Genomic DNA, 24,365 nt, shown 5'->3' on the forward strand with positions numbered 1-24,365 from the left:
GCATACGCCGCGCCGCTCTTCAACGGTAAACGCAACGGGCAGGTCCGGAGTTCCACAGGAACCCTGGACCTGCCCGTAGGGGACTACCCCGAGACAGCCGCCCCGGCGCGTCAAAAAGACCGTGCCGACAACAACTACCGACTACGTCTACGCCGGAACGATGTTCACCAGCTTCGGCGCCCGCACGATGACCTTGCGGATGCCCGCGCCGTCCAGCGCGGCGACGACCTTCTCGTCGGCCAGCGCGACCTTCTCCAGCTCGGCGTCGGAGATCGACGGCGACACCTCCAGCCGCGCCTTGACCTTGCCCTTGATCTGCACGACGCAGGTCACGCTCTCGTCCACGACGTACACCGGGTCGGCGACCGGGAAGTCCTGGTGGACGACCGTGTCGGTGCGGCCCAGCTTGCGCCACAGCTCCTCGGCGACGTGCGGGGCCAGCGGCGCGACCAGCAGCACCAGCGACTCGGCGACCGAGCGCGGCACGGCGCCGCCCGCCTTGGTCAGGTAGTTGTTCAGCTCGGTGACCTTGGCGATCGCGGTGTTGAACCGCAGGCCCTCCAGGTCCTGGCGCACCCCGTCGATCGCCTTGTGCAGGGCCCGCAGGGTGTCCTCATCGGGCTCGGTGTCGACGACCGTGACCTCACCGGTCGTCTCGTCGACGACGTTGCGCCACAGCCGCTGCAGCAGCCGGTACTGGCCCACCACCGCGCGCGTGTCCCACGGCCGGGACACGTCCAGCGGGCCCATGGCCATCTCGTACAGGCGCAGGGTGTCGGCGCCGTACTCGTCGCAGATCTCGTCCGGAGTGACCGCGTTCTTCAGGGACTTGCCCATCTTGCCCAGCAGCCGGGAGACCTTCTCACCCTGGTAGTAGTAGGCGCCGTCGCGCTCCTCCACCTCGGCGGCCGGCACCGGGAAGCCCCGGCTGTCCCGGTAGACGTAGGCCTGGATCATGCCCTGGTTGAACAGCTTGTGGAACGGCTCCGGGGACGAGATGTGCCCCAGGTCGAACAGCACCTTGGACCAGAAGCGGGCGTACAGCAGGTGCAGTACGGCGTGCTCGGCGCCGCCGACATACAGGTCGACGCCGCCGTGGGGCATGCCCGCGCGGGGCCCCATCCAGTACTGCTCGATGGCCGGGTCGACCAGCTTCTGGTCGTTGTGCGGGTCCAGGTAACGCAGTTCGTACCAGCAGGAACCGGCCCAGTTCGGCATGGTGTTGGTCTCGCGGCGGTACTTCTGGGGGCCGCGGCCGTCGCCCAGGTCCAGGGTGACGGCGACCCAGTCCTCGTTGCGGGACAGGGGCGTCTCCGGGGACGTGTCCGCGTCGTCCGGGTCGAAGGTGCGCGGCGAGTAGTCCTCGACCTCCGGCAGCTCCAGGGGCAGCATCGACTCGGGCAGCGAGTGCGCGATGCCGTCCTCGTCGTAGACGATCGGGAACGGCTCGCCCCAGTAGCGCTGGCGGCTGAACAGCCAGTCGCGCAGGCGGAAGTTGACGGTGCCCTCGCCGATGCCCTTGCGGGCCAGCCACTCCGTGATGCGGGCCTTGGCCTCGGCGACGGGCAGGCCGTCCAGGGAGATGTCGTCGTTCGAGGAGTTGATGATCTTCGCGTCATAGGACCCGAAGGCGTCCTCCCACGTGGACGTGTCCGTCCCGCGGCCGTCGGTCGGCTCGACGATGCAGGTGATCGGCAGCTCGAAGGCGCGCGCGAAGTCGAAGTCGCGCTGGTCGCCCGCCGGGACGGCCATGATCGCGCCGGTGCCGTAGCCCATCAGTACGTAGTCGGCGATGAAGACGGGCAGCCGCTCGCCGTTGACCGGGTTGGTCGCGAACGCGCCGGTGAAGACGCCGGTCTTCTCCTTGGCCTCGGTCTGCCGCTCCACGTCGGACTTGGTGCCGGCCTGCGCGCGGTACGCGGCGACGGCCTCCGCCGGGGTGGCGTGCCCCCCGGTCCACGCGTCGCGCGTGCCCTCGGGCCAGGCGGCCGGTGTGACCGTGTCGACCAGCGGGTGCTCGGGCGCCAGCACCATGTAGGTCGCGCCGAACAGGGTGTCGGGGCGGGTGGTGAAGACGGTGATGTTCTCGCCGTCCACGGGGAAGTCGACGCGGGCGCCCTCGGAGCGGCCGATCCAGTTGCGCTGCTGCAGCTTGATGGCCTCGGGCCAGTCCAGCTCCTCCAGGTCCGCCAGCAGCCGGTCGGCGTAGGCGGTGATGCGCATGTTCCACTGGCGCAGCTTGGCCTTGAAGACGGGGAAGTTGCCGCGCTCGGAGCGGCCGTCGGCGGTGACCTCCTCGTTGGCCAGGACGGTGCCCAGGCCGGGGCACCAGTTGACGGGCGCGTCGGAGGCGTACGCCAGGCGGAACTCGCCCAGGACGTCGGCACGTTCGGTGGCGCTCAGCTCGGGCCACGCGCGCGTGTGCCCCGGTACGGCACGCTCACCGGTCTCGAACTGGGCGATCAGCTCGGCGATCGGGCGGGCCTTGTCGGCCTCGTCGTCGTACCAGGAGTTGAAGATCTGCAGGAAGATCCACTGGGTCCACTTGTAGTACCCGGGGTCGATCGTGGCGAACGACCGGCGCTTGTCGTGGCCCAGGCCCAGCGCGCGCAGCTGGGACTTCATGTTGGTGATGGCGGCCAGAGTGGTGATCCTGGGGTGCTCGCCGGTCTGGACGGCGTGCTGCTCGGCGGGCAGGCCGAAGGCGTCGAAGCCCAGGGTGTGCAGCACGTTGTGGCCGGTCATCCGCTGGAACCGGGCGAACACATCGGTGGCGATGTAGCCCAGGGGGTGGCCGACGTGCAGGCCCGCACCGGAGGGGTACGGGAACATGTCCATGATGAACTTCTTGGGGCGGGCGGCCAGTTCGGGGTCGCCGGCCAGGTCACCGGTCGGGTTCGGCGCCTCATAGGTGCCCTCGGCGTCCCAGAAGTCCTGCCAGCGTGCTTCGATGTCCGCGGCCATCACGGCCGTGTAGCGGTGCGGGGCGACCACCTCGGCGGCGGCAGCGGGGTTCGTCTCGCTCATGATCCTCAAAGCTCCATCGATCGTCTCTGCCAGCGGCTGCGACATTTCAGGCTGTGACATCCACCATGTGACGTCCAGCAAATGAAAAATCCCCTCGCACAGGAGGGGACGCCGCGCTGATTCCGACCTCACCGTTCACCGGTGGTCGGGACTGATCAGCGCGGCTCGCTAAGCAGAAGGCGTACGGCACGCATGGCGTCAGAGTACCGCAGCCCTTGAGCACAACGCGACGCGCTTCCGTATCACCCTTGGCACCCTGTCCACACCGGCGTGGACTGACCCCGGTTCAAGGATTACCTTCGCGTACCACCCACTACGGGACATCACAGCAAGCGCATTGTCGTTTGATAACAACGCAATAACTCAAACCTCGTACCCACCGGTATGGAGCCACTTAGAGTTCGGCAGCGGGACCGCTTTCCCGATACTGCTCGGAGTTGCCCCCATGAACGCTCGTCGTAGTACCAGTTCGCTCCCCAAGCCGGGCCGCTCGGCCTATGGCGTGGTGAGCCTCGTCGTCCTGATCTTCATACCCGTGTTCGTGCTGGCCGGAGGCAGCCAGGTACAGGACTTCCTCAACTTCGGTGCGGGCGTTCTCTCGCTCGTCTCCCTCTCCTGCTCGGTGATCTGGGGGCTCGTCGCCCAGGACCGGGTCATCCTCAACATCCGCCAGCGGATCGTGGCGCAGGGCATCCACCGGGTGACCGCCGTCGGCTCGATCGCGTTCCTCGTGGTGCACATCACGGTCAAGCTGGCGCTCGACCACACCGTCCTGATCGCCGCGCTGATCCCCTTCAGCCTCGGTGTGAAGGGCAGCGCCGGGCTCATCGGCCTCGGCTCGCTGGGCGGCCTGCTCATGATCTTCGTGGGCATCACCGGCGCCCTGCGCAACCAGTTCGCGTCCCCCGCGCCGATCGCCGCCCGCTGGCGCGCGATGCACATGCTGGCCTACCCGGCCTGGTGCGCGGCCCTGATCCACGGCCTGTTCGCGGGCCGCGCGGCGAAGCCGTTCTTCATGATCTCGTACGAGCTGTGCCTGATCGGGGTCGCCGCGGCCCTCGCCCTGCGCTCGGCACCGCGCCCGTTCAAGCGGAAGTTCGCCAACAAGGTCGCCATGCTCCTGGGCAACGAGGAGCGGCCGGGTCTCGACGAACTCGACGCGAGCCGCGGCCGCGTGTCCGAGTCCGGGCTGCCGGGCTACGAGAAGCGCGAGAGCCGGCGCCCCGCGCAGCCCTCGTTCACCGAGACCGGGTCGATGCCGCGCGTGGACCCCAACGCCATGTACGAGACGCGGTCGATGACCCCGGAGACGGCCCAGAACGATTTCGCCGCCGCCTACCGCACGGCCACGCCGGAATCCACCGGTCAGATGCCGTTCGTCACCGACCAGACCTCGCGCATGAACATGCCCATGGACATGCAGAACACGCAGGCGGTCCCGCGCGCGGACAACGGCGGCAGCACCTCCGGCAGCTGGCCGGTCCCGTCGCCCCCGCCGGTCGGCGAGGCGCCCCCGTCGGCCTACGACCCGCTCCAGGACACCGGGTACAACATCCCTACGTACAACAACAATTCGGGCACGGGTGGCTACGGGGACGGATACGTGTACCCCACCGGTGAGTCGAACGGCACCTCCGGTACGTACAACCCCGATGACACGTACAACAGCGGTCCCGCCACTGATCAAACGCCCAATGCTTCGTACGACTTCGACGCGCAGGGCGGCTCGGGCGAACCTTGGAACACGCCTTCCGGAGGCTATAGGTGAACGAGGCCCTGCCCGACGTCCCAGAAGTCCGCGTGGTCGGGCTTCCTCAGCTCACGTCGGGCTTCGACCTTGTCGAGAGACTCGACCTGCCCATGCACCTGAAGGTGCACGGGCCGCTCGAACCGATGGGCGGGGAGCAGCTCGCGAAGCTCTCCGAGGCCATCAACCTGAAGGGCCGCGGCGGCGCGGGCTTCCCCTTCCACAAGAAGCTGCGGTCGGTCGCCGAAGCGGCGATCAAACGCGGTGTACGACCGGTCGTCGTCGTCAACGGCAGCGAGGACGAGCCGGCCTGCCGCAAGGACACGGTGCTCATCAACCGTGCCCCGCACCTCATCCTGGACGGCGCGCTGCTGGTCGCCGAGGCCCTGGGTGCCCGCACGCTCGTGGTGGGGGTCACCCGTGAGTCGACGCAGCGCTCCATGGAGGCCGCGCTCTCGGAACGCGGCCTGAGCAACACCCGCCGCTCGGCGCTGAAGGCGTTCGTCCAGCGCAACCCGGTCCGCATGGTCACCGGCGCCGCCGCGTCGCTGATCCGCTCGATCGACGGCGGCCCGGCGGTCCCGCCCGGCCGCAAGGTCAGCGCCTCCCAGAACGGCGTCGGCGGCGTCCCCACCCTGCTCTCCAACGCCGAGACCTTCGCCCAACTCGCCATCGCCGCCCGCATCGGCCCCGAGCGCTACGGCAACACCGGCCTCTATGACGAGCCCGGCACCGTCATGCTCACGGTCTCCGGAGCGGTCGCCCGCCCCATGGTGATCGAGGTCCCCACCGGCGTACCGCTGCGCTACGTCCTGCAGTTGGCCGGCGCCCCGCCGGTCCCCCAGGGTGTGCTGACGGGCGGTTACCACGGCAAGTGGATCGACGCGGCGACGGTCAACGAGGCGATCGTCTCCCGCAACTCCCTGGACGCGGTGGGCGGTGCGCTCGGCGCGGGCGCCATCATGCCGATCACCCAGGAGACCTGCCCCCTGGGCGAGTCGCTGCGCGTGGCCCAGTGGCTGGCCGACGAGAGCGCGGGACAGTGCGGTCCCTGCTACCTGGGTCTGCCGGCCGCCGCGCGCGGCATGGAGGACATCCTCAACGGCGGCGGCCCGGCCGCCCTGGAGGCGCTGAAGCAGGTCGCCAAGGCCGTGAAGCGGCGCGGCGCGTGCTCGCACCCGGACGGCTCCGCGATGTTCCTGGAGTCGACCATCAAGGCGTTCACGGACGACCTCGCCGCCCACGTCCTCGGAAACGGCTGCGGAAGGCCCGTGGAGGGCGTTCTGCCGCTCTTCGAGGCCGGCCAGCTCCCGGCGGGCATCACGAGCGGCGCGGAGGCCGAGGAGAGCGGTCCCAGCCGTCAGAAGATCTACGTCGACTGGACCCTGTGCCGGGGCCACGGTCTGTGCGCGGACATCCTTCCCGAGGTCTTCGAACTCGGCGCCGACGGCTTCCCCACCGTCGCGCAGGCCCAGGTGCCGCGTTACGCGGAGGCGAAGGCGCTCCGCGCGGTGCGCCGTTGCCCGGCGCTCGCGCTACGCCTGGAGGAGGAGGCCCCGCGGGACAAGACCCCGTCGCGCAACCTCCCGGTCCTCTCCCAGGGCCGCGGCCGACGGGCCCTGGGTCGCTGAGCAGCACACGGAGAGCGGGCCGCCCCCTTCTTAAGAAGAGGGCGGCCCGCTCTTCCATGAACGGCGCCAACTGCCCCTGAACGCACCGAAGGCGGGTCATCCGATCGGATGACCCGCCTTCGACTTCTGTGGAGCTAAGGAGAATTGAACTCCTGACCTCCTGCATGCCATGCAGGCGCTCTACCAACTGAGCTATAGCCCCGCGCAGTGTGCTACCGGGTCTCCCCGGCGGCGAAGCAAACATTACCGGTGGACCCGGTGGACCACCAAATCGATTCCGCCCCCATGATCGTGACCGTCATCGCCGGGACCTCCTCGCGGGGTCCCGGCCGGGTTCAAGCGGTGACGAAGGAATAGAACCGTTTCAACGTGCAGTGCTCTTCCAGGAGTCGACCGTAGATCGGCTCGCCCTCAAGTTCGCGGTACGTCTCGATCGGGTCGCCTTTTATGATCAGCGCCCGCGCGCACTCCTCGCACCAGTACTGGTAGTCGGGATTCACCGGTTCCATGTCACGGACGATCGGCGTCCCACTGCCGCACCAGTCGCACTTTCGCCTGTGTGCACCCATCGATCAGCTCCAGCTGTGGCCGCAGGCCGTGCACACGTAGGAAACTCCGCCGTTGTCACCGAGGACTTGGGCCACGTGGGCGGAACCGCAGGAAGGGCAGCTCAGGCGGGTGATCGTATCCCGTATCAACGCCGCATCGAAGAGGTGGTCGACCTCCTCGATGATGCTCGCAGGCATCGCTACTCCCTCCCGTCGGGCCGCGCCCCCTCCGGCCGTTTGATTCTGCCACGGCCGGACCAATACGGTCAGCGACGCCTCAGTACCAGTCCGGACACGGCACCCACCGCGGCCGTCCCCGCCAGCGCGAACATGCACGCCAAAAGCGCCTCCGCAGAGGTATACGCCCCCGGGGCCCCAAGTGACTCAAGCCGGTTCAAGAACAGTGTGCCGAAAACCGCGACCCCGATCAGCTGACCCAGCTGCGCGACCGTGGACAGCAGACCGCTGGCGTCCGCCGCGTCCTCGGGCCGCACGGTCGCGAGGGCCCGGGTCAGCGTCGGACTGAAGGCGAGCGCGAGCCCGGCCCCCACGCCGACGTACGCCACGTACAGTACGGCCCCGCCGCGGTCGCCGCCTTCGAACGCCAGGCCGACTCCCGCGACGGCCGGGATCGTGACCAGGAATCCGAGCGGGGTCAGCGCCCGTTGCCAGGCCGCCGGCCACCTCCGCCAGGTCAGCCCGACCACCCCGAAGACGACCGCCGTCGGCGCGAAGGTGAGACCGGCGCGCAGCGCGCTGAAGCCGAGGCCACCCTGGACGTGCAGGGTGAGCGCGAACAGGAAACCGGCGTTGATGGCCATCACGGCCAGGATCCGGAAGACGGCGAGACCCATGCCAGGGTGACGCAACACACGTGGTGCGATCAGCGGCGCTCCCCCGCGCCGGGCGAGCCGGGACTCGTACACGCAGAACGACGCGAAGAGGACGGCCGCCGCGATCAGCGACAGCCACGACCACAGCGGCCAGCCCTCCTCCTGCCCCAGCACCAGCGGCACCGTCAGCAGCGAGACGGCCGAGGCGAGCAGTACCAGCCCCGGCACGTCGAAGGCCCGCGCGCGCTCCGGCTCCGCCCCGGCGCCCCTCGGCAGCACGCGCCTGCCGAGGAACAGGAGTACGACGCCCACGGGCACGTTGACGAGGAACACCGGCCGCCAGCTCGTGCCGAACAGGTCGGCGCTGACGAGGACCCCGCCGAGGATCTGCCCGGCGGCTGCGCCGACGGCGATGACCGCCGAGTAGACGCCGAGGGCCCGCATCCGGGCCTCGCCGACGAAGTTGCGCTGGATCAGGCTCAGCACCTGAGGGATCATCAGCGCCGAGCCGGAACCCTGGACCAGGCGGAACACGATCAGCTCGGTCGAACCCCGGGCCAGGCCGCAGGCGAGCGAGGCGGCGGTGAACAGGGCTAGCCCGGCGAGGTGGACCCGGGCGTGACCGAGCCGGTCGCCGAGCCGGGCGCCGGTGATCAGCAGCACCGAGTACGTGATGGTGTAACCGGCGATCACCAGCTGCAAGTCGGCGCCGGACGCGTGGAGTTCGGTGCCGATGGTGGGGGCGGCGACGTTCACGATGAACACGTCGAGCAGCGCCATGAACAGGGCCGCGAGCAGCACCGCGAGCATCGGCCCGCGGCGATTGTCAGTGCCAGGGTCTTTACTGGTGGCAGGAGTTGGAACGGGTGCGGAATCCGGTTCCGTACGGGGTGATGTCGTCATGCGGTCGAGCGTGGGGGCGCTCCGGTACGGGTGCCGAGAGCCCGCTGATGCTGGTACCCGCAGCACCTGGCACAGGCGAAGTCGGGCGTCGAACATGGGGGATGTGACGATGAGGATGGGGACGACACAGCGCCGCCGGCCCGAGCTGGCCGCGTTTCTGCGCAGCAGGCGCGCCCGGGTGACACCGCACGACGTCGGCATGCCGCCGGGCTTCCGACGGCGTACGCCGGGGCTGCGCCGCGAGGAGGTCGCGCAGCTCTCCGGAGTGGGCGTCACCTGGTACACGTGGCTCGAACAGGGGCGCCCGATCAACGCGTCCGCGCAGGTGCTGGACGCCGTGGCGCGCACGCTCCGGCTCGACGCGCCGGAGCGGGAGCACCTGTACCACCTGGCCGAGGTGCCGTACGCGCATCCGCGGGAAGCGACCGTGCAGTCGGTGGGGCCGGAGATCCAAGGCATCTTCGACGCCCTCGATCCGCGCCCGGCGGTGGTCTACAACGCGCGCTACGACATCCTCGCCACCAACTCCCCTTACCGGACGGTGTTCTGGCTGGAGCCGCTGGCGCCGGGCCCGATGCCGAACGCGCTGTGGAAGCTGTTCACGGTGCCGGAGAAGGAGTGTCCGCTGCTGTACCGGGAGACGGAGCTGCCGGTGATGGTGGCCACGCTGCGCTCGGCCTACGGGGTGCATACCGGCGAGCCCGCCTGGGAGGAGTTCATACGCGGGCTGTCGGCGGCGAGTCCGCTCTTCGCGCGGCTGTGGAGGAGCGGGGACGTGGCGGAGCCGGGGCGGCGGGTGAAGACGTTCCGGCACGAGGAGGTGGGCGAGATGCGGATGACGTCGGTGTCGTTGTCGGTCAACGGCATGCCGGAGTGCCGGATCGTGGTCTACACCCCGGCCGACGAGGAGACTCGGCTCCGCACGGAGGCGCTGACAGCGACGAAAAAATCCCACCCCTGAAAGGGATGGGATCTCATCGATTCGATCGTGGACGACTCTCGATCCTTGACAACTCAAGAGTGTCGATCTGTGGAGCTAAGGAGAATTGAACTCCTGACCTCCTGCATGCCATGCAGGCGCTCTACCAACTGAGCTATAGCCCCGTGTGTTCTTCCCGCTCGGCGGGCGAACAAGAAGAACTTTAGCCTGCGACCTGCCGGAAAGTGAAATCCGGGGTCGGGGCCCTGGAGGTCCGCTCAGTCGTCGTCGCCGAGCACCGGTTCCGGGAGCGTGCCGGCGTTGTGTTCCAGCAGGCGCCAGCCGCGGGCGCCCTCGCCAAGCACGGACCAGCAGCAGTTGGAGAGGCCGCCGAGACTCTCCCAGTGCTGGGACTCCAGACCGAGGAGGCGCCCGATGGTGGTGCGGATCGTGCCGCCGTGGCTGACCACCACGAGGGTGCCGTCCTCGGGCAGCTTCTCGGCGTGCCGCAGCACGACGGGAGCGGCCCGGTCGGCGACCTCGCTCTCCAGTTCGCCGCCGCCGCGGCGCACCGGCTCCCCGCGCTTCCACGCGGCGTACTCGTCGCCGTGGCGGGCGATGATCTCCTCGTGCGTCAGCCCCTGCCAGACGCCCGCGTAGGTCTCCCGCAGGCCCTCGTCGTGCGTGACGTCGAGGTCGGTGAGGGCGGCCAGCTCGGCGGCCGTGTTCGCCGCCCGCTTCAGGTCGGAGGCGACGATCGCGTCCGGCTTGAGGGAGGCCAGCAGCCGGGCGGCGCGGCGGGCCTGGCCGATGCCCGTCTCGGTGAGCTCGACGTCCGTGGTGCCCTGGAAGCGGCGCTCCACGTTCCACGCGGTCTGGCCGTGCCGCCACAGGATGACGCGTCGGCCCCGGCCCGCCTTGCGGCCGTCGGCCCCGGCGGTCACCGCACCTCCCCGAACTCGGAGGTGTCCTCCTCGGCCTGCAGCTTGGCGTGCTCGGCAGCCTTGCCGCGGGTGGCCTTGGCCTCGACGGGGAGGTCCAGCTCGGGGCAGTCCTTCCACAGCCGCTCCAGGGCGTAGAAGACGCGCTCCTCGCTGTGCTGGACGTGGACGACGATGTCGACGTAGTCGAGCAGGATCCAGCGGGCGTCGCGGTCGCCCTCACGGCGCACCGGCTTGGCGCCGAGCTCCTTGTTGAGCCTCTCCTCGATCTCGTCGACGATCGACTTGACCTGACGGTCGTTGGGAGCGGAGGCCAGCAGGAAGGCGTCCGTGATCGACAGCACATCGCTGACGTCGTAGGCGATGATGTCGTGCGCGAGCTTGTCGGCGGCCGCCTGGGCGGCGGCGGAGATGAGCTCGATGGAGCGGTCAGTGGCGGTCACTACGCGGCTTTCGGTCGGCGGTCAACAGACCTCAAGGGTCTCACGGACCGCGGACGGCACCCCACGTGAATAACGGATCATGCCCCGGACGCCGGTCGGGGCACCGGCTCCCGCCTCCGGGGCATGCTCTCCGTCACACAGCCACTACGCCGTCGTCACGAAGACGACGACGGCTTGTAGTCCGCTCCGAGGACCACCGAGACATCCGCGTTCGCGGCGACTGTGCCCTTGGTCACGGTGCTGGTGGGCAGGCCCAGAGTCTTGGCGACCTCGGTGGCGTTCTCCTTGTCGGCCGCGTCGGAGTAAGTGATCTTGGACGTGGTCGAGGTCCCGGACGCCGTGCCGGCCTCCAGGAAGGTGAAGCCGCCGTTGAGGAGCACGACGCGGGCCTTCTCGGTGTCGTCCTTGACGCCGGTGGCGTTCTGGACGGCAACCCGGACCGCCGAACCCTCGTCGGGGCTCTTCGCGGTGCCGCCCAGGATGTCCTTGACGACACTGGCGGAGGCCTGCGCGGTCAGGGTGCCGTCGTTCTGGACGGGCAGCAGGGCCGTCTTGTAGTCGCCGCTCTTGGCGAGGTCGGCGAGTTTGGCGAGGAAGGTGCCGAGGTCCTTGTCGGTGAGGGGCGGGTCCAGGATCTGGGCCAGGGTCTGCACGGTGGTGGTCGCCGCCGTCGGGTCGGAGGTCAGCTGCCGCAGCACGCCCTGCATGACCTGTCCGAACCGCTCCAGCTGGGCGTTCTGGGCCTCGCCGGAGGCGCGGTAGGTGGCGTAGGCGACGGCCATCTTGCCGCTGAGGGTCTGGTCCTTGCCCTTGTGGACGAGGGGCGCGGCACCCTTCTTCGTGGCGGCCGGGTCGGGCACGTCTGCATTGGTGTCGAGGTCGATGTTGCCGACGAGGTCGACCAGGTTCTGCAGGTAGGGGGTGTCCAGCCGCCAGGTGCCCTCGATGTCGGTGCCGAGGACGGTGTTGAGCTGGTCGACGGTCCCGGAGGTGCCGTCGTCGCCGACCGACTTGGCCAGCGTCGTGGTGTTGCCGTCGTCGTCCGTGAGGGCGAGGGAGTTGGGCAGCAGCACGGTGGTGCCCTGCTTCAGGGTGGTGTTGTCGACGAGCAGCACCGAAGAGGTGCCGCCCTTCGCGGTGTTGTGCAGGTGGACGACGATCACGTCGCGGTTCTGGGCACCGGTGGCCGTCGTGGTGCCCGACTTCGCGGCGGAGGAGGACACCCCGGGGAGCTTCCCGGCGTACCAGAGGTAGCCGACACCGCCGGACACGACCAGCGCCAGGACCACGACGAGGGCGACCATGCGGCCGCGGGCGCGGCGCTTGGCCTCCTCGCGGCGCTCGGTGCGGTTCTCGGTGAAGTTCAGCCAGTCGATGACGTCCTCGGAGTCGTCGGTCGGCTCCTCCACGAAGGCGAACTGCTCGGTGCGGTAGTCCCGTTCACCCGTCTCCGGGGCCTTCGGGGCTTCCGTGTCCTCGGCCGGTCCGGACTGCTGCGGGATGTAGGCGGTCTGCTCGGCGACCCGGGGCTGCTGTCCGCTGCTCGCGGTCTGCCCGTAGGGGTCGTAGGCCGTCGTCGTCCCGGTGGCGTACGGGTCGTAGCCGGACTGGGGCGCCTGGCGGCCCGTGTCGTAGGGCTGCTGGGTGCCCGTGTCGTACTGGGGCGGCTGCTGCTGGGTGCCGGTCGCGTACGGGTCGTAGGCGTAGCCCTGTTGCTGCTGCTGCCCGTACGGGTCGTACGGCTGCTGCTGCGGGGGCTGTTGGGTCTGCTGGGCCGGGACCTGACGGTAGACAGGCTGGTTGTATTCGTCGTAGCCGACGAGTTCGTACTGGTCGCCGCCGTACCCGGCGTCGTATCGGTCGTTCACCGGTGCCCCTCTCGGCTCACTCGCCGCGGTACAGCTCGCGCTTGTCGATATAGCGCACGACTCCGTCGGGCACCAGGTACCAGACGGGATCACCCTTCGCGACTCTCGCGCGGCAGTCCGTTGAGGAGATGGCCAGCGCGGGAACCTCGATCAGCGAGACGCCGCCCTCCGGGAGGCCCGGGTCGGTCAGCGTGTGGCCGGGGCGGGTGGCCCCGATGAAGTGCGCGAGGGAGAACAGCTCCTCCGCGTCCCGCCAGGTCAGGATCGCGCCGAGGGCGTCGGCGCCGGTGATGAAGAAGAGGTCCGCGTCGGGGTTGAGCGCCCGCAGGTCGCGCAGGGTGTCCGTGGTGTAGGTGGGGCCGCCGCGGTCGATGTCGATACGGCTCACCGAGAACTGGGGGTTCTCGGCGGTCGCGATGACCGTCATCAGGTAGCGGTCCTCGGCCAGGGCGACCTTGCGGTCGGTCTTCTGCCACGGCTGGCCGGTCGGGACGAAGATCACCTCGTCCAGGTGGAACTGCGCGGCGACCTCGCTGGCCGCCACGAGGTGCCCGTGGTGGATCGGGTCGAACGTTCCGCCCATGACGCCGAGACGGCGCTTGCCGGGGTTCGACGGGCCGTTGTTGCGCGGGCCGTTCGCCATTCGGATCTCCGTGCCGCGCGTCGTGTCGTTCGCCGGACCGGTAGGCATGTCCTGCTCTCCCATGCGTGCAGACCCTACCGGCCCGGTGTGAAGGCCCCGAGACCCGTCCGGCGGACAGAAAGGGACAGACCCTAGCGGTCGCGGTTGAAGCGGGTGGTGATCCACAGCAGGAGCATCAGGAGCAGGAAAGCGCCGCCACCGGTGATGATCGGCTGGAGGCTCTCGTGGTTGCCCCCGCCCTCCCCCTCGGCGGCAAGAGTGACCAACTGGGCAGCAGTGCCGTGGATGCTCATCTTCAGCAGAACCTATCCGGTGTGGGCGGGATAAAGATGTCGGCTCATGGTAAGCGGGCGCCCCGGCGACGATCACGCCGACTCCGCCATTGGAAGCTGACCGGCAGCCGACTGGAAGCCGATGGGCAGCCGACCTGGACGCGACAGGGAACTCGACGGGCGTCTCAGTCGTCCTTCTGTTTGTACCCGCGCAGCAGGAACCACGCGGTCAGGATGCAGCCGAAGAACATGACGATCAGTACGACCTTGAGCAGGTCCCCCGACCCTTGCCGGGGGGCGGCGTTCGCGGCCTCTGCGAGCCAGGCGGCTGCGGAATGGGGCTCCATGCGTTGACTCCTTCGCTGTACTGCCCGTCAACGGTATCTCCGCCTAGGCTGGGCTCTGCTTCGGGGGCACTCAGGGCACTCACACGCACATGGGGGACCACATGTCCGAAGACGGCCACGAGCAGAACGGGCACGAGAACGTACCGAGCAGGCAGCGCAGGCGCTTCGAGGGGATCTCCTCGCGTGCGTACGAGCACCCGGCCGACCGCTCCGCCCTGGTGGCGCTGCGCAAGCTGACCGGGTTCGACACGGTGTTCAAGGCGCTCAGCGGGCTGCTGCCCGAGCGCAGTCTGCGGCTGCTGTTCCTGTCCGACTCGGTGCGCGTGTCGGACCAGCAGTTCGCGCACCTCAACGACATGCTGCGGGACGCCTGTTACATCCTGGACCTGGAGAAGGTCCCGCCGATGTACGTCACCCAGGACCCGCAGCCCAACGCGATGTGCATCGGCCTGGACGAGCCGATCATCGTCGTCACCACCGGCCTGGTCGAGCTGCTCGACGAGGAGGAGATGCGGGCGGTCGTCGGCCACGAGGTGGGCCACGCACTGTCCGGCCACTCCGTGTACCGCACCATCCTGCTGTTCCTGACCAACCTGGCCCTGAAGGTCGCCTGGATCCCGCTGGGCAACCTCGCGATCCTGGCGATCGTGACGGCGCTGCGCGAGTGGTTCCGCAAGTCGGAGCTGTCCGCCGACCGCGCGGGTCTGCTGGTCGGCCAGGACCTGCGGGCCTCGATGCGCGGCCTGATGAAGATCGCGGGCGGCAACCACCTGCACGAGATGAACGTGGACGCGTTCCTCAAGCAGGCCGAGGAGTTCGAGTCGGGCGGTGACCTGCGCGACTCGGTGCTGAAGATCCTGAACGTGCTGCCCCGCTCCCACCCGTTCACCACCGTGCGGGCGGCCGAGCTGAAGAAGTGGGCCGAGTCCCGCGACTACCAGCGGATCATGGACGGCCACTACCCGCGGCGCAGCGAGGACAAGGACACCTCGGTCACGGACTCGTTCCGCGAGTCGGCGGCGAGCTACGCGAGCAACGTCAAGAGCTCCAAGGACCCGCTGATGAAGCTGGTCAGCGACTTCGCGGGCGGCGCGGGCGACCTCGGCGGCCGGGTACGGCGCGGCTTCGGCGGCTTCGCGAGCTCGGCCCCGCAGGACGAGCCGCCGTCGGGCTCGGCCAACGGCACGGAGCAGCCGCCGACGGACGACACACCGCCGCGCGACGGGAACTAACCCGCACAACCCCACCTCGGAGAACGCCTGCGCGGTCGGTCCGGGTGCACCCCGGCCGACCGCGCGGCCGGTCCGGGTGCACCGCGCTCACCCGCAACCACGGCCACGCGGCCGGCCCGAGCTCACGCCCACACCTTGCCGCCTATCCGGGACACCGCCCCACCCGGAAAGCCGTCCCGCGTACGAAGCCGCCCCACCCGGGAAGCCCTTTTCCGGGGACACGGTCCCCGGAGCCGAAAATAACGAAACTCACACCTTCGGCTGCGCGTCCGTCGCCAGGGATCCGCAGAGCGCCGTCGCGCTGCCCGTCGCGTACGGGTCCGTGCCGGCCGGGCCGCCCGCCTTGGCGGTCTGGCCGGCGAGCAGCGGGCGCAGGTGGGTCACGGAGTCCTCGGCGCAGGACAGCGGCCCGGCCTGGACGTAGGAGACGACGAGCTGGGCCTGGTGCATGCGCAGGTCGTCGCGGTCGAAGCGGAAGTGCAGTTCGCGGCGGACGGTGAACAGGGACACCTGGGCCTGCTCGCCGGAGCCGACCGAGGCCGTCGTGCCGGTGGGCCGTAGCGCGTAGACGAAGGTTCCGTCGGCGGTGACTTCCAGGGTGGACGAGTCGGTCTCGGTGGCCGCCAGGGTGCCCTGGACGCGGATCTTGCGGTCGGCCAGCTGGACGCGGGACGGGTCGAAGCGAACCAGCCATCCGGTGGGCTCATGCCGGCCGTCGGCGGTCGGGTGCTCGAAACTCTGGTCGAACTGGTCGAGTTGGTCCGGGTCGACGAGGACCCGCGCGGGGCGGATCTGTCCGCCGGTGAGGACCGCCGGGTAGAGCGAGGACTCCACGATGTAGTCCTTGGCGGTGCTCAGGGCGGCGATGACCTGGCTGTCCGAGAAGTGCGCGGTGCGCCGCGCGGCCGGCAGCGGCACGCCCTCCGCGCCGACGCTGAACTGCGCGGCGGGGCTGTGCGCGTAGAGGTCCTCGGCGTCGGCCGCCCCCGGCACCTTGCCCTGGGGGGACAGCGGGATGACGGTCATCCGGAGCGGTTCGACGGGCTGCTGGGCCGTGGGGGTCGTGTAGGGGTGCCGTACGCCCATGTAGATCGCGGTGCCGAAGGCTACGGCGATCAGCATGACCAGGATCAGGGCCTGGCGGGAGAGACCGCGGCGCAGGGCCGGGCGGCGGCGGACGGCGGGGGCGTGGTCGGCCAGGCGCTCCTGCGCGGAGAACTCCTGGAGGCGGGCAGCGCGGACGAACGACTCGTCGAAGACGACGGATCGGTACTCGTCCTCACCACCACCGGAAGCACCCTCGGGCGTGCCCTCAGGTGGGTCTCCTGGACCGCCCATACTTTCAGAGTAGGTCTCTGGAGCCTCAGGTAAACGCCCTGGTACACGACAAGTTCTGACAGGTTCTCACCGGGCCGCTCACAGCGTGCTCAGGGCGTGCGCGGTACGGCGGACAGCGGTGGCTGGGAGTTGTCGGCGGAAGCGGAGGGTGCCGCCGCCGTGCCCTGTTCCACGCCGGTGGAGGCCGGGGGCGGGACGCGGTCCCGGCCGCCCGAGGAGGCGCCGCGGTAGACCGCCGAGAAAGCCAGGGCGACCATGCCGATGCCCATCACGAGGGCGAGCAGCCAGGCGACGGGGCGGTGCCAGCGGACCTGTTTGCCGTAGGTCCCCGGGGCGCCGTAGCGGCCCTCGACGACATCGGGGTCATCCAGGTCGTCGAGTTCCGGATCATGGCCGAATTCGCGTCCGTAGGCGTCCTCGAACGGATCGTCCTCGCCTCGTCCGCGTCTGCCGTGCTGCGCGCGGCGGGCTTCGGCCTCGGAGGCCTCGGCTCTTGCCTGCGCGGCGGCCACGAGGCGCTCGACGGCGGTCGGCTCGTGTACCACTGCCGCCCGTATGAAGGCCTCGTCGAAGACCACGGATGCGAACTCTTCGTCCGACATTCCGCGGTCGTGGTCGTCGTCGGGCTCCCAGCCGTCGGGAAACGGCCTGCCCCCCACGTCCTCCGGCACCTCTCCAGAGTAGACCTGGGGGGTCAATTTGGGCAGGCGGTCGGGAAATTCATCCGTTGGGTGAGACGCCTCTGCCCCGACGAGCCGTTATGCCCATCGCATATGCCAGGCGGCGGGGGCTCAGCGGCGGATGTGTCCGTCGCCCGTGACGATGTACTTGGTGCTGGTCAGCTCCGGCAGGCCCATCGGGCCCCGTGCGTGCAGCTTCTGGGTGGAGATGCCGATCTCCGCGCCGAAGCCGAACTGGCTGCCGTCCGTGAAGCGCGTCGAGGCGTTCACGGCGACGGTGGTGGAGTCGACCAGCTGGGTGAAGCGGCGGGCGGCCTGCTGGGAACTGGTGACGATCGCCTCGGTGTGGCCGGAGCTCCACAGCCGGATGTGCTGGACGGCCTTGTCGAGCGAGTCGACGACAGCGGCGGCGATGTCGTAGGAGAGGTACTCGGTGTCCCAGTCCTCCGGGGTGGCCTCGACGACCGTGGCCTCGGAGTCCTTGGCGTAGGCGAGCACGCGCTCGTCGGCGTGCACGGTGACGCCGGCCTCGGCGAGGGCGTCCAGGGCGCGCGGCAGGAACTCGGGGGCGATGTCCTGGTGGACGAGGAGGGTCTCGGCGGCGTTGCAGACGCTGGGCCGCTGGGCCTTGGAGTTGATCAGGATGTCGATCGCCATGTCGAGGTCGGCGTCCGCGTCGACGTAGACGTGGCAGTTGCCGACGCCGGTCTCGATCACGGGGACGGTCGACTCGTTGACGACGGTCTGGATCAGGGAGGCGCCGCCGCGCGGGATGAGCACGTCGACGAGACCCCGGGCGCGCATCAGTTCGCGGACGCTCTCGCGGTTCTCGCCGGGCACCAACTGCACGGCGTCGGCGGGCAGTCCGGCGCCGCCGACGGCGTCGCGGATGACGCGCACGAGGGCGGTGTTGGACTCGTAGGCGGAGCCGGAGCCGCGCAGGAGGACCGCGTTCCCGGACTTGAGGCACAGCGCTGCCGCGTCCACGGTCACGTTCGGGCGGGCCTCGTAGATGATGCCGACGACGCCGAGGGGGACGCGGACCTGGCGCAGGTCGATGCCGTTCGGGAGGGTCGAGCCGCGGACGACCTCGCCGACCGGGTCGGGCAGCGCGACGACGTCCCGTACGTCCGAGGCGATGGCGCGCACGCGCTCGGGCGTGAGCGTCAGCCGGTCGATGACCGTCTCGCTGGTGCCGGCCGCGCGGGCCTTGGCGATGTCCCTGGCGTTGGCCTCGACGATCTCGCTCGTCCGGACCTCCAGCGCGTCCGCGATGGCGAGCAGCGCGTCGTCCTTCTCGGCGCGCGGCAGCGGCGCGAGGTCGGCGGCGGCGGACTTGGCGCGGTACGCGGCCTGCGTGACCGGGGACAGGGAGTCGTACGGCGAGAGCGTGGTCATGAGGGAAGGGTAGTGCGCCCTGCGAGGGCGTCCACCGGCTATCCCAAACCGCGAGACAAGCGCGGAAGGGCCCGAAGACGGCGCAAAACGGATCCTGAGGGTCTTAGAACGGGTGTACGCCGACCGGGGTCGCGGGCAGCGGGCCGTATCCCTCGGAGATGCGCTGGTGGTAGGTCTCGCGGTCGATGACCTCCAGGCCGACGATCTCCCACGGCGGCAGTTTCGCGGTCTGGCGGTGCTCGCCCCACAGGCGGAGCGCGACGGCGGCCGCGTCGTGCAGGTCGCGGGCCTCCTCCCAGTAGCGGATCTCCGCGTGGTCGTTGGCGTAGCGGCTGGTCAGCAGAAAGGGGTGGTCGTGGGCGAGCTGTTCCAGACCGCGCCGCACCTCCTTCAGCGGGGCCTCGCCGCCGGAGACGCTGAGGGTGACATGCCAGAGCCGGGGCAGGTCCTTGGGTTCCTCGCCCTCGTACCGGGCGCCGGCCGCGACGCTCGTCAGCGTGCGCTCCTCGCCGGGCGCGCGGGAGATGGCACCACCGCGGGACGCCGCCGCCCCAGGGCGCACTCGTCTCACGACGGCCTCCTTACGCAAGGGGCGAGCTGCGGTGCTCGCGCGGAATTTGTCCCTGAGACAAAGTTGAGCAGGCCGGAGGCGTCCGCGTGGCGCTTTTGCGGAAGGTCCACCTCCCGGCTGGCGCACGGGATGGGCGTTCCCGCACTTTTCGACCGCGGGCCCGTGGCGGACGGTTCGGTTGTTCTACGGGTTGCGGGTTCTACGGGTTCTACGGGTGCAGGATCACCAGGTCGTCCCTGTGGACGACTTCCCTCTCGTACGACGGCCCCAGCTCGCGCGCCAGTTCCCTGGTGGAGCGGCCGATCAGCTGGGGGATCTCCTTGGCGTCGAAGTTGACGAGACCCCGGGCGACCGGGTGCCCTTCGGCGTCCCGGAGTTCGACGGGGTCGCCCGCGCTGAACTCGCCCTCGACGGCGGCGATTCCGGCCGGCAGCAGCGACATCCGGCGCTGGACAACCGCGCGTACGGCACCGTCGTCGAGCGTCAACGAGCCCTGCGGGGTGGACGCGTGCTGGAGCCAGAGCAGCCGGTCGGCGGACCGCTTCCCGGTGGCGTGGAAGTACGTCCCCGTGTCGCCACCGCTCAGCGCGTCGGTCGCGTGGACCGTGCTGGTCAGCACGACGGGGATGCCGGCGGCGGCGGCGATCCGGGCCGCCTCCACCTTGGTGACCATGCCGCCGGTGCCGACGCCGGCCTTGCCCGCGCTGCCGATCTCGACGTGCGCGAGGTCGGCGGGCCCCCGGATTTCCGCTATCCGCGAGGTGCCCGGCTTGCTGGGGTCGCCGTCGTAGACGCCGTCGATGTCGGAGAGGAGGACCAGCAGGTCGGCGTGGACGAGGTGGGCGACGAGGGCGGCGAGCCGGTCGTTGTCGCCGAAGCGGATCTCGTCCGTGGCGACGGTGTCGTTCTCGTTGACGATCGGGAGGGCACCCATGGCGAGGAGTTTGTCGAGGGTGCGGGAGGCGTTGCGGTGGTGGGAGCGGCGGCTCATGTCGTCGGAGGTGAGCAGCACCTGTCCGACGCGGATGCTGTACCGGGCGAAGGACGCGGTGTAGCGCGCCACGAGAAGCCCCTGACCGACACTGGCGGCGGCCTGCTGCCGGGCCAGGTCCTTGGGGCGGCGGCGCAGTCCGAGGGGGGCGAGTCCGGCGGCGATGGCACCGGAGGAGACGAGGACGACCTCTTTCTCTCCTCCGCTGCGGCTCTTGGCGAGGACGTCGACCAGCGCGTCGACCCGGTCGGCGTCCAGGCCGCCGGCCGCGGTGGTCAGTGAGGAGGAACCCACCTTGACGACGATCCTGCGGGCCTCGGTCACGGCCTGCCTTGCCCCTGCCACGTGCGGTGTCCCCTCGGGTAGATCCGGGTGGCAATCTACGCGAACCGGGTTGGCCTGTGCACGTTGGTCCAGGTCTCGGACAGGAGGGTTGAGTTCACAGCGCGGGTGCGTCGTGGCTGGTCGCGCAGTTCCCCGCGCCCCTTAAAAACGCAGGCCGGCCCGTGTTCTTTAGGGGCGCGGGGAACTGCGCGACCAGCCCCCACCGGGCCGCACTCTGAACTCAAGCCGCTCTCAGCATCCGACGCGCTTTCCGCGTCACCCGGCGGAGGAACACCCCCACCGCCCCGTCCCGGTACCCCTCGACCTCGCGGGCCTCCCGGGGTTCGGCCAGGTAGAGGGAGTCGGCGAGGCCGGCCGACACGGAGCGGAAATGGGGATACGCCAGGTAGACACGTCGGCCGCCCCTCTCCAGGACGGCGTCGGGCCGCTTCTTCGACTTGATGAACTCGACCACGTCCAGCAGGAGTTCAGGGCGTTCCTCAGCCACCAACTGCAGCCGCAGCCGTTCGTCGACCTTGAGGCGGAGGGCCACCTCGGGGGTCCAGTGGGCCGCCATCAAGGGCTTGGCCAACTCGAACTTGTGGCGCCGTACCTGCTCGGTGTCCTTGACGTACTTCGGGCCGAACTGCGGGAGCAGCGTGACGAGGAACGGCCGGACCATCAGCTTGTCGCGCTCGACGCCCGGCGGGACCATCTCCGCGATGAGGTTCATCAACGCGCGGGCGGAGTCGAAGCGCAGGGTGTAACTCCCGCTCTTCGTCACCTGTTTGCCGTCGTCCCGGCCCACCAGGTAGTAGCAGGTGTGGTCGGCGATGACGGAGACGCCGTCGGCCCGCAGGTACGCCTCCATCGTGAACAGCGCGTCCTCGCCGGTGAACAGCGACTCGTCGAACCGCATGCTGTGCCGTTCCAACAGCGCCCGCCGGAACAGCTTCTGGGCGCTCAGCGTGAACTTGATGTTGGAGTGGAAGACGTCGGTGCGCTCCAGCGTCTCGACCCACGCCGCCTTGGGCGGGACGCGGTTGATGCCCTCGACCTTGCCGAGCACCACGTCCGTGCCGTTGCGGTCGGCCATCGCGACCATGCGCTCCAGCGCCTCGGGGGCGAGCCGGTCGTCGGCGTCGAGGAAGAAGACGTAGCGCCCGCTCGCCTTGCCGAGGCCGACGTTGCGCGGGGAGCTGGGGCCGCCGGAGTTCTCCTGGTGGATCACGGTGACGTGGGTCGCGGCGCGGGCCGCGAACTCCTCCAGGTACTCCCCCGTGCCGTCCGTCGAACCGTCGTCCACGGCGATGACCTCGATGCGGGCCGGGTCCAGGGTCTGCGCCTCGACCGAGCGCAGGCACTCGACCAGGTACGGCATCGCCTCGTACGCCCCGACGACCACGGTCACATCAGGCTGCGTCACGGTCACGCGTTCCTCTTTGTCCATGGAGTGTTTCCCCCGTATCTGCTGAAGCGCCATCTACAAGACGGCCGACCGAGTGGATCGGTTGTCTTCCGTCAGCAGGGGATACGCAAAAGAGCCCGGTTTTCGAGGATCACTCCCCAAAAACCGGGCTCTTCTTGACCAAGTACTGACACACGCAGGTCAGCTCGTGAGTTCGGCCTCCGTCGCCGCCACCCGCTCCTGCCCGACGTTCCGTGTCTCGGACTTGAGCGCGAGGTTCTCCACCGCGGTGTTGAACTGCTCGATGGACGTGGGCTCGTCGGGACCGAGCAGGTACTCCTTGAGTTCCTTGCGGTCCTCGGCCATCGGGTCGGCGTCCGGGGTGCGGACCGCCGCGAGCAACTCGCCCAGTTCCGTTGCCTTGTTGGAGAGGATCACGGCCGCGCGCACCGCGGTGTTCTGCCGCTTGAACTCCTCCACGCCCAGCTTCGCCGAGTCCGTGACCGCGTACGGCTTGCCGCTCGCGATGAAGTCGGAGACCACGCTGGAGATGTCGGAGACCATCGCGTCGGACACGTTGAAGCAGTCGTACAGGCGCGGCTCGGCGCCCGCGATGACGCGGTGCTCGAAGGTGCCGACGGAGGTCCAGTACGCGTCGTTCCACTCGGCGCGCAGCCGGGCGATCTCCTCGTACTTGGCCAGGTCGACCACGCCGTCACGGGTCAGCTCGGCCTCGTCGCCCTTGTCGGCGGGGCCGCCGGACAGTTCGCTGATCCGGGCCTCGATGCGGGCCAGGTCGGCCTTGGCCTTGGTCCGGGCGGTCGCGTCGGCCTGGAAGCGCGGGTCGCTCGCGCGCTCGATCGCGGCCTTCTCGACCAGCGCGGTGACCTTGCGGTGCGCGGAGCCGGCCGCGGAGCTGACGGTGCCGGTGAAGGGGTGCGGCTTGTACAGCACACGGACCGGCGGGTCGGCCTTGAGCAGCTTCTTCACGATGTTCTCGCCGGCCAGCAGGAGGGAGGTGTTGCCGGGGTCGTTGTCCCAGCCCTCCCAGGTCGGCGCGTACAGGACCGTAGGAATACGACCCTCGGGCACGCCCTGCCAGGTCTGGATCGGGGCGAGCTGCGGGCGGCCGACCTCGACGATGTCGTCGTCGCGGACACCGACGTCGGCGATGGCGTAGCGGTCGCGGCCCGCGCGGCCGGCGGTCCACACCTCGTCGTAGACCTTGCTGAACGGGTTGACGCTGGCCAGTTTGTCGCTGTCGCCGTGGCCGATGAAGACGTGCTTCATGGTGGGGACGCGCAGCAGGTGGATGTTCTTGCCGACGTTGGCCGCGTACAGCGCGACGCGCACGCTCGACAGGTCCATGTTCATCAGGTGCACACCGCCGGGCACGCAGATGACGGGGGCCTTGGTGGGGGCGAGGTTCTGCAGTATGACGCGCTCGCGGAGCAGGACCAGCGGCCGGGTGTCCAGCTGCTCCATGGTCTCCAGCCACATGTTGACCTGGTACGCCGAGTCCTTGGAGCCGGAGAAGCAGAGCACCGTCTGCGGCTTGTACTCGTGCAGCCAGTCGTCGACGGCTTCGAGGATGACCTCGGCGGTCGGCGGGATCTTCGTACCCCTTATGTACGGCAGGAGCGCGACGACGTAGAGGGTGCCCAGGAACAGGGTGACGCCGATGCCGATGAAGGCGGCGACGGCCGAGTCGAGCTGTGCGGAGATCAGCAGGCCGACGACGGCGAACAGGTCGAGGTGGAGCATCTTCTCGGCGGAGCGCTCCAGCAGGCCGAACTTCGGGGCGTCCGGGATGTGGATGCGCGAGCCGAGGTCGACGTTGCGGGTGGCGACCGGCATCCGGCGGCGGTTGCGGATCAGCGTGACGACGGCGCCGTGCGGGGCCTGGAGGCCGTAGAAGGCGATGAAGCAGGCGATCGCGCCGTAGAAGATCAGGTGGTCGGAGAGGTCCATGCGGGCCAGCAGCAGGATCAGCAGGAGCTGGCGGATCAGGAAGCGGATGGAGAGGCCCGCTCTGACCTTGCTGAGGCGGTTGATCAGGTAGCTGGCCTGGCGGTGCAGATAGTGGTCCGCGACGTACGTCACGACGGCCGCGGCGGCGAAGGCGGGGACGCTCGGGATGAGGGCGGCCAGCATGAGGGCCGGGTATCCCAGCATCATCAGGGCGGCGGCGGCCAGCTCAGCCGCGCTGCCCACCCGGGCCACGCGAATAGCGGTGGAAATCACTGATAAACCTGCTCTTGGGGGTTTCGAGTAATTTACCGGAGCTCAGAGTCAGGCTTG

Annotated in this window: 21 protein-coding genes and 2 tRNA genes; 4 read left to right on the forward strand and 19 right to left on the reverse strand. The window is 69.6% G+C overall.

Annotation, left to right across the window (positions count from 1 at the left end; genetic code table 11):
- Positions 1 to 147: 147 nt before the first annotated feature.
- Entirely contained in the window at positions 148 to 3,027 is a 2,880-nt protein-coding gene (leuS, locus tag OG407_RS18680) for a leucine--tRNA ligase (protein ID WP_405859462.1), read from the reverse strand.
- A gap of 445 nt (positions 3,028 to 3,472) precedes the next feature.
- Here leuS and OG407_RS18685 point away from each other — a divergent pair, with 445 nt between their 5' ends.
- Positions 3,473 to 4,795: a cytochrome b/b6 domain-containing protein gene (locus tag OG407_RS18685; RefSeq protein WP_405859464.1), complete on the forward strand. Its 1,323-nt coding sequence runs from the start codon at positions 3,473 to 3,475 to the stop codon at positions 4,793 to 4,795.
- Positions 4,792 to 6,405, forward strand: coding sequence for an NADH-ubiquinone oxidoreductase-F iron-sulfur binding region domain-containing protein (locus OG407_RS18690; RefSeq protein ID WP_365300349.1), 1,614 nt, complete (start codon positions 4,792 to 4,794; stop codon positions 6,403 to 6,405). The genes OG407_RS18685 and OG407_RS18690 overlap by 4 nt, the downstream gene beginning before the upstream one ends.
- A 129-nt stretch (positions 6,406 to 6,534) precedes the next feature.
- On the opposite strand, the gene OG407_RS18695 is transcribed toward OG407_RS18690, so the two are convergent.
- From OG407_RS18695 to OG407_RS18710, 4 genes are all read right to left on the reverse strand, one after another.
- Positions 6,535 to 6,607, reverse strand: a tRNA-Ala gene (locus tag OG407_RS18695).
- 133 nt (positions 6,608 to 6,740) lie between these two features.
- Positions 6,741 to 6,974, reverse strand: a complete 234-nt coding sequence (locus OG407_RS18700; protein WP_003976229.1) for a hypothetical protein — start codon at positions 6,972 to 6,974, stop codon at positions 6,741 to 6,743.
- Between the two features lie 3 nt (positions 6,975 to 6,977).
- Positions 6,978 to 7,151, reverse strand: coding sequence for a hypothetical protein (locus tag OG407_RS18705; RefSeq protein ID WP_019063265.1), 174 nt, complete (start codon positions 7,149 to 7,151; stop codon positions 6,978 to 6,980).
- 68 nt (positions 7,152 to 7,219) lie between these two features.
- Positions 7,220 to 8,596, reverse strand: coding sequence for an MFS transporter (locus tag OG407_RS18710; protein ID WP_405859467.1), 1,377 nt, complete (start codon positions 8,594 to 8,596; stop codon positions 7,220 to 7,222).
- Positions 8,597 to 8,804: 208 nt separating this feature from the next.
- Here OG407_RS18710 and OG407_RS18715 point away from each other — a divergent pair, with 208 nt between their 5' ends.
- A complete protein-coding gene (locus OG407_RS18715) occupies positions 8,805 to 9,650 on the forward strand; it encodes a helix-turn-helix transcriptional regulator (protein WP_405859469.1) in 846 nt (281 codons plus the stop codon).
- Between the two features lie 70 nt (positions 9,651 to 9,720).
- Here OG407_RS18715 and OG407_RS18720 read toward each other — a convergent pair.
- From OG407_RS18720 to OG407_RS18750, 7 genes are all read right to left on the reverse strand, one after another.
- A tRNA-Ala gene (locus OG407_RS18720) sits at positions 9,721 to 9,793 on the reverse strand.
- Between the two features lie 93 nt (positions 9,794 to 9,886).
- Positions 9,887 to 10,552 (reverse strand): histidine phosphatase family protein, encoded by a 666-nt coding sequence (locus tag OG407_RS18725; protein ID WP_329350900.1) that lies wholly within the window; start codon positions 10,550 to 10,552, stop codon positions 9,887 to 9,889.
- Positions 10,549 to 10,992 (reverse strand): ribosome silencing factor, encoded by a 444-nt coding sequence (gene rsfS / locus OG407_RS18730; RefSeq protein WP_365300352.1) that lies wholly within the window; start codon positions 10,990 to 10,992, stop codon positions 10,549 to 10,551. The genes OG407_RS18725 and rsfS overlap by 4 nt, the downstream gene beginning before the upstream one ends.
- Before the next feature lie 155 nt (positions 10,993 to 11,147).
- The gene (locus tag OG407_RS18735) at positions 11,148 to 12,860 is read right to left on the reverse strand and encodes an LCP family protein (RefSeq protein WP_405859472.1); all 1,713 of its coding nucleotides are present in this window, start codon (positions 12,858 to 12,860) and stop codon (positions 11,148 to 11,150) included.
- 16 nt (positions 12,861 to 12,876) lie between these two features.
- On the reverse strand, positions 12,877 to 13,566 hold the full coding sequence (gene nadD / locus OG407_RS18740) for a nicotinate-nucleotide adenylyltransferase (protein ID WP_403587849.1): 690 nt from the start codon (positions 13,564 to 13,566) through the stop codon (positions 12,877 to 12,879).
- A 68-nt stretch (positions 13,567 to 13,634) separates the two neighbouring features.
- Positions 13,635 to 13,796 (reverse strand): hypothetical protein, encoded by a 162-nt coding sequence (locus OG407_RS18745; RefSeq protein ID WP_043676433.1) that lies wholly within the window; start codon positions 13,794 to 13,796, stop codon positions 13,635 to 13,637.
- 164 nt (positions 13,797 to 13,960) lie between these two features.
- A complete protein-coding gene (locus OG407_RS18750; RefSeq protein WP_327404136.1) occupies positions 13,961 to 14,122 on the reverse strand; it encodes a hypothetical protein in 162 nt (53 codons plus the stop codon).
- Between the two features lie 101 nt (positions 14,123 to 14,223).
- Between OG407_RS18750 and OG407_RS18755 the strand changes: the two genes are divergently transcribed.
- Complete coding sequence (locus tag OG407_RS18755) at positions 14,224 to 15,354, forward strand: M48 family metallopeptidase (protein ID WP_405859475.1); 1,131 nt, start codon at positions 14,224 to 14,226, stop codon at positions 15,352 to 15,354.
- 249 nt (positions 15,355 to 15,603) lie between these two features.
- Here OG407_RS18755 and OG407_RS18760 read toward each other — a convergent pair whose 3' ends face one another.
- From OG407_RS18760 to OG407_RS18790, 7 genes are all read right to left on the reverse strand, one after another.
- A complete protein-coding gene (locus tag OG407_RS18760; RefSeq protein WP_405859477.1) occupies positions 15,604 to 16,692 on the reverse strand; it encodes a hypothetical protein in 1,089 nt (362 codons plus the stop codon).
- Between the two features lie 89 nt (positions 16,693 to 16,781).
- On the reverse strand, positions 16,782 to 17,390 hold the full coding sequence (locus OG407_RS18765; protein WP_405859479.1) for a hypothetical protein: 609 nt from the start codon (positions 17,388 to 17,390) through the stop codon (positions 16,782 to 16,784).
- Positions 17,391 to 17,483: 93 nt separating this feature from the next.
- Entirely contained in the window at positions 17,484 to 18,770 is a 1,287-nt protein-coding gene (locus OG407_RS18770; protein ID WP_405859481.1) for a glutamate-5-semialdehyde dehydrogenase, read from the reverse strand.
- A 103-nt stretch (positions 18,771 to 18,873) separates the two neighbouring features.
- Positions 18,874 to 19,332 (reverse strand): hypothetical protein, encoded by a 459-nt coding sequence (locus OG407_RS18775; protein WP_405868477.1) that lies wholly within the window; start codon positions 19,330 to 19,332, stop codon positions 18,874 to 18,876.
- Positions 19,333 to 19,549: 217 nt separating this feature from the next.
- Positions 19,550 to 20,656 (reverse strand): glutamate 5-kinase, encoded by a 1,107-nt coding sequence (proB, locus tag OG407_RS18780; RefSeq protein ID WP_405868479.1) that lies wholly within the window; start codon positions 20,654 to 20,656, stop codon positions 19,550 to 19,552.
- Positions 20,657 to 20,897: 241 nt separating this feature from the next.
- Entirely contained in the window at positions 20,898 to 22,088 is a 1,191-nt protein-coding gene (locus OG407_RS18785; RefSeq protein ID WP_405859483.1) for a glycosyltransferase family 2 protein, read from the reverse strand.
- A gap of 177 nt (positions 22,089 to 22,265) precedes the next feature.
- Complete coding sequence (locus OG407_RS18790; protein WP_405859485.1) at positions 22,266 to 24,308, reverse strand: hypothetical protein; 2,043 nt, start codon at positions 24,306 to 24,308, stop codon at positions 22,266 to 22,268.
- Positions 24,309 to 24,365: the final 57 nt, after the last annotated feature.

This window comes from Streptomyces sp. NBC_01515, assembly GCF_045040345.1.
Lineage (GTDB): Bacteria > Actinomycetota > Actinomycetes > Streptomycetales > Streptomycetaceae > Streptomyces.

Excerpts from the sequence above, each read along its gene's own strand:
- leuS (WP_405859462.1), bottom strand. The coding sequence starts at position 3,027 with ATGAGCGAGACGAACCCCGCTGCCGCCGCCGAGGTGGTCGCCCCGCAC.
- OG407_RS18685 (WP_405859464.1), top strand. The coding sequence starts at position 3,473 with ATGAACGCTCGTCGTAGTACCAGTTCGCTCCCCAAGCCGGGCCGCTCG.
- OG407_RS18700 (WP_003976229.1), bottom strand. The coding sequence starts at position 6,974 with ATGGGTGCACACAGGCGAAAGTGCGACTGGTGCGGCAGTGGGACGCCG.
- OG407_RS18705 (WP_019063265.1), bottom strand. The coding sequence starts at position 7,151 with ATGCCTGCGAGCATCATCGAGGAGGTCGACCACCTCTTCGATGCGGCG.
- OG407_RS18710 (WP_405859467.1), bottom strand. The coding sequence starts at position 8,596 with ATGCTCGCGGTGCTGCTCGCGGCCCTGTTCATGGCGCTGCTCGACGTG.
- OG407_RS18715 (WP_405859469.1), top strand. The coding sequence starts at position 8,805 with ATGGGGACGACACAGCGCCGCCGGCCCGAGCTGGCCGCGTTTCTGCGC.
- nadD (WP_403587849.1), bottom strand. The coding sequence starts at position 13,566 with ATGGGAGAGCAGGACATGCCTACCGGTCCGGCGAACGACACGACGCGC.
- OG407_RS18745 (WP_043676433.1), bottom strand. The coding sequence starts at position 13,796 with ATGAGCATCCACGGCACTGCTGCCCAGTTGGTCACTCTTGCCGCCGAG.
- OG407_RS18750 (WP_327404136.1), bottom strand. The coding sequence starts at position 14,122 with ATGGAGCCCCATTCCGCAGCCGCCTGGCTCGCAGAGGCCGCGAACGCC.
- OG407_RS18755 (WP_405859475.1), top strand. The coding sequence starts at position 14,224 with ATGTCCGAAGACGGCCACGAGCAGAACGGGCACGAGAACGTACCGAGC.
- OG407_RS18760 (WP_405859477.1), bottom strand. The coding sequence starts at position 16,692 with ATGGGCGGTCCAGGAGACCCACCTGAGGGCACGCCCGAGGGTGCTTCC.
- OG407_RS18770 (WP_405859481.1), bottom strand. The coding sequence starts at position 18,770 with ATGACCACGCTCTCGCCGTACGACTCCCTGTCCCCGGTCACGCAGGCC.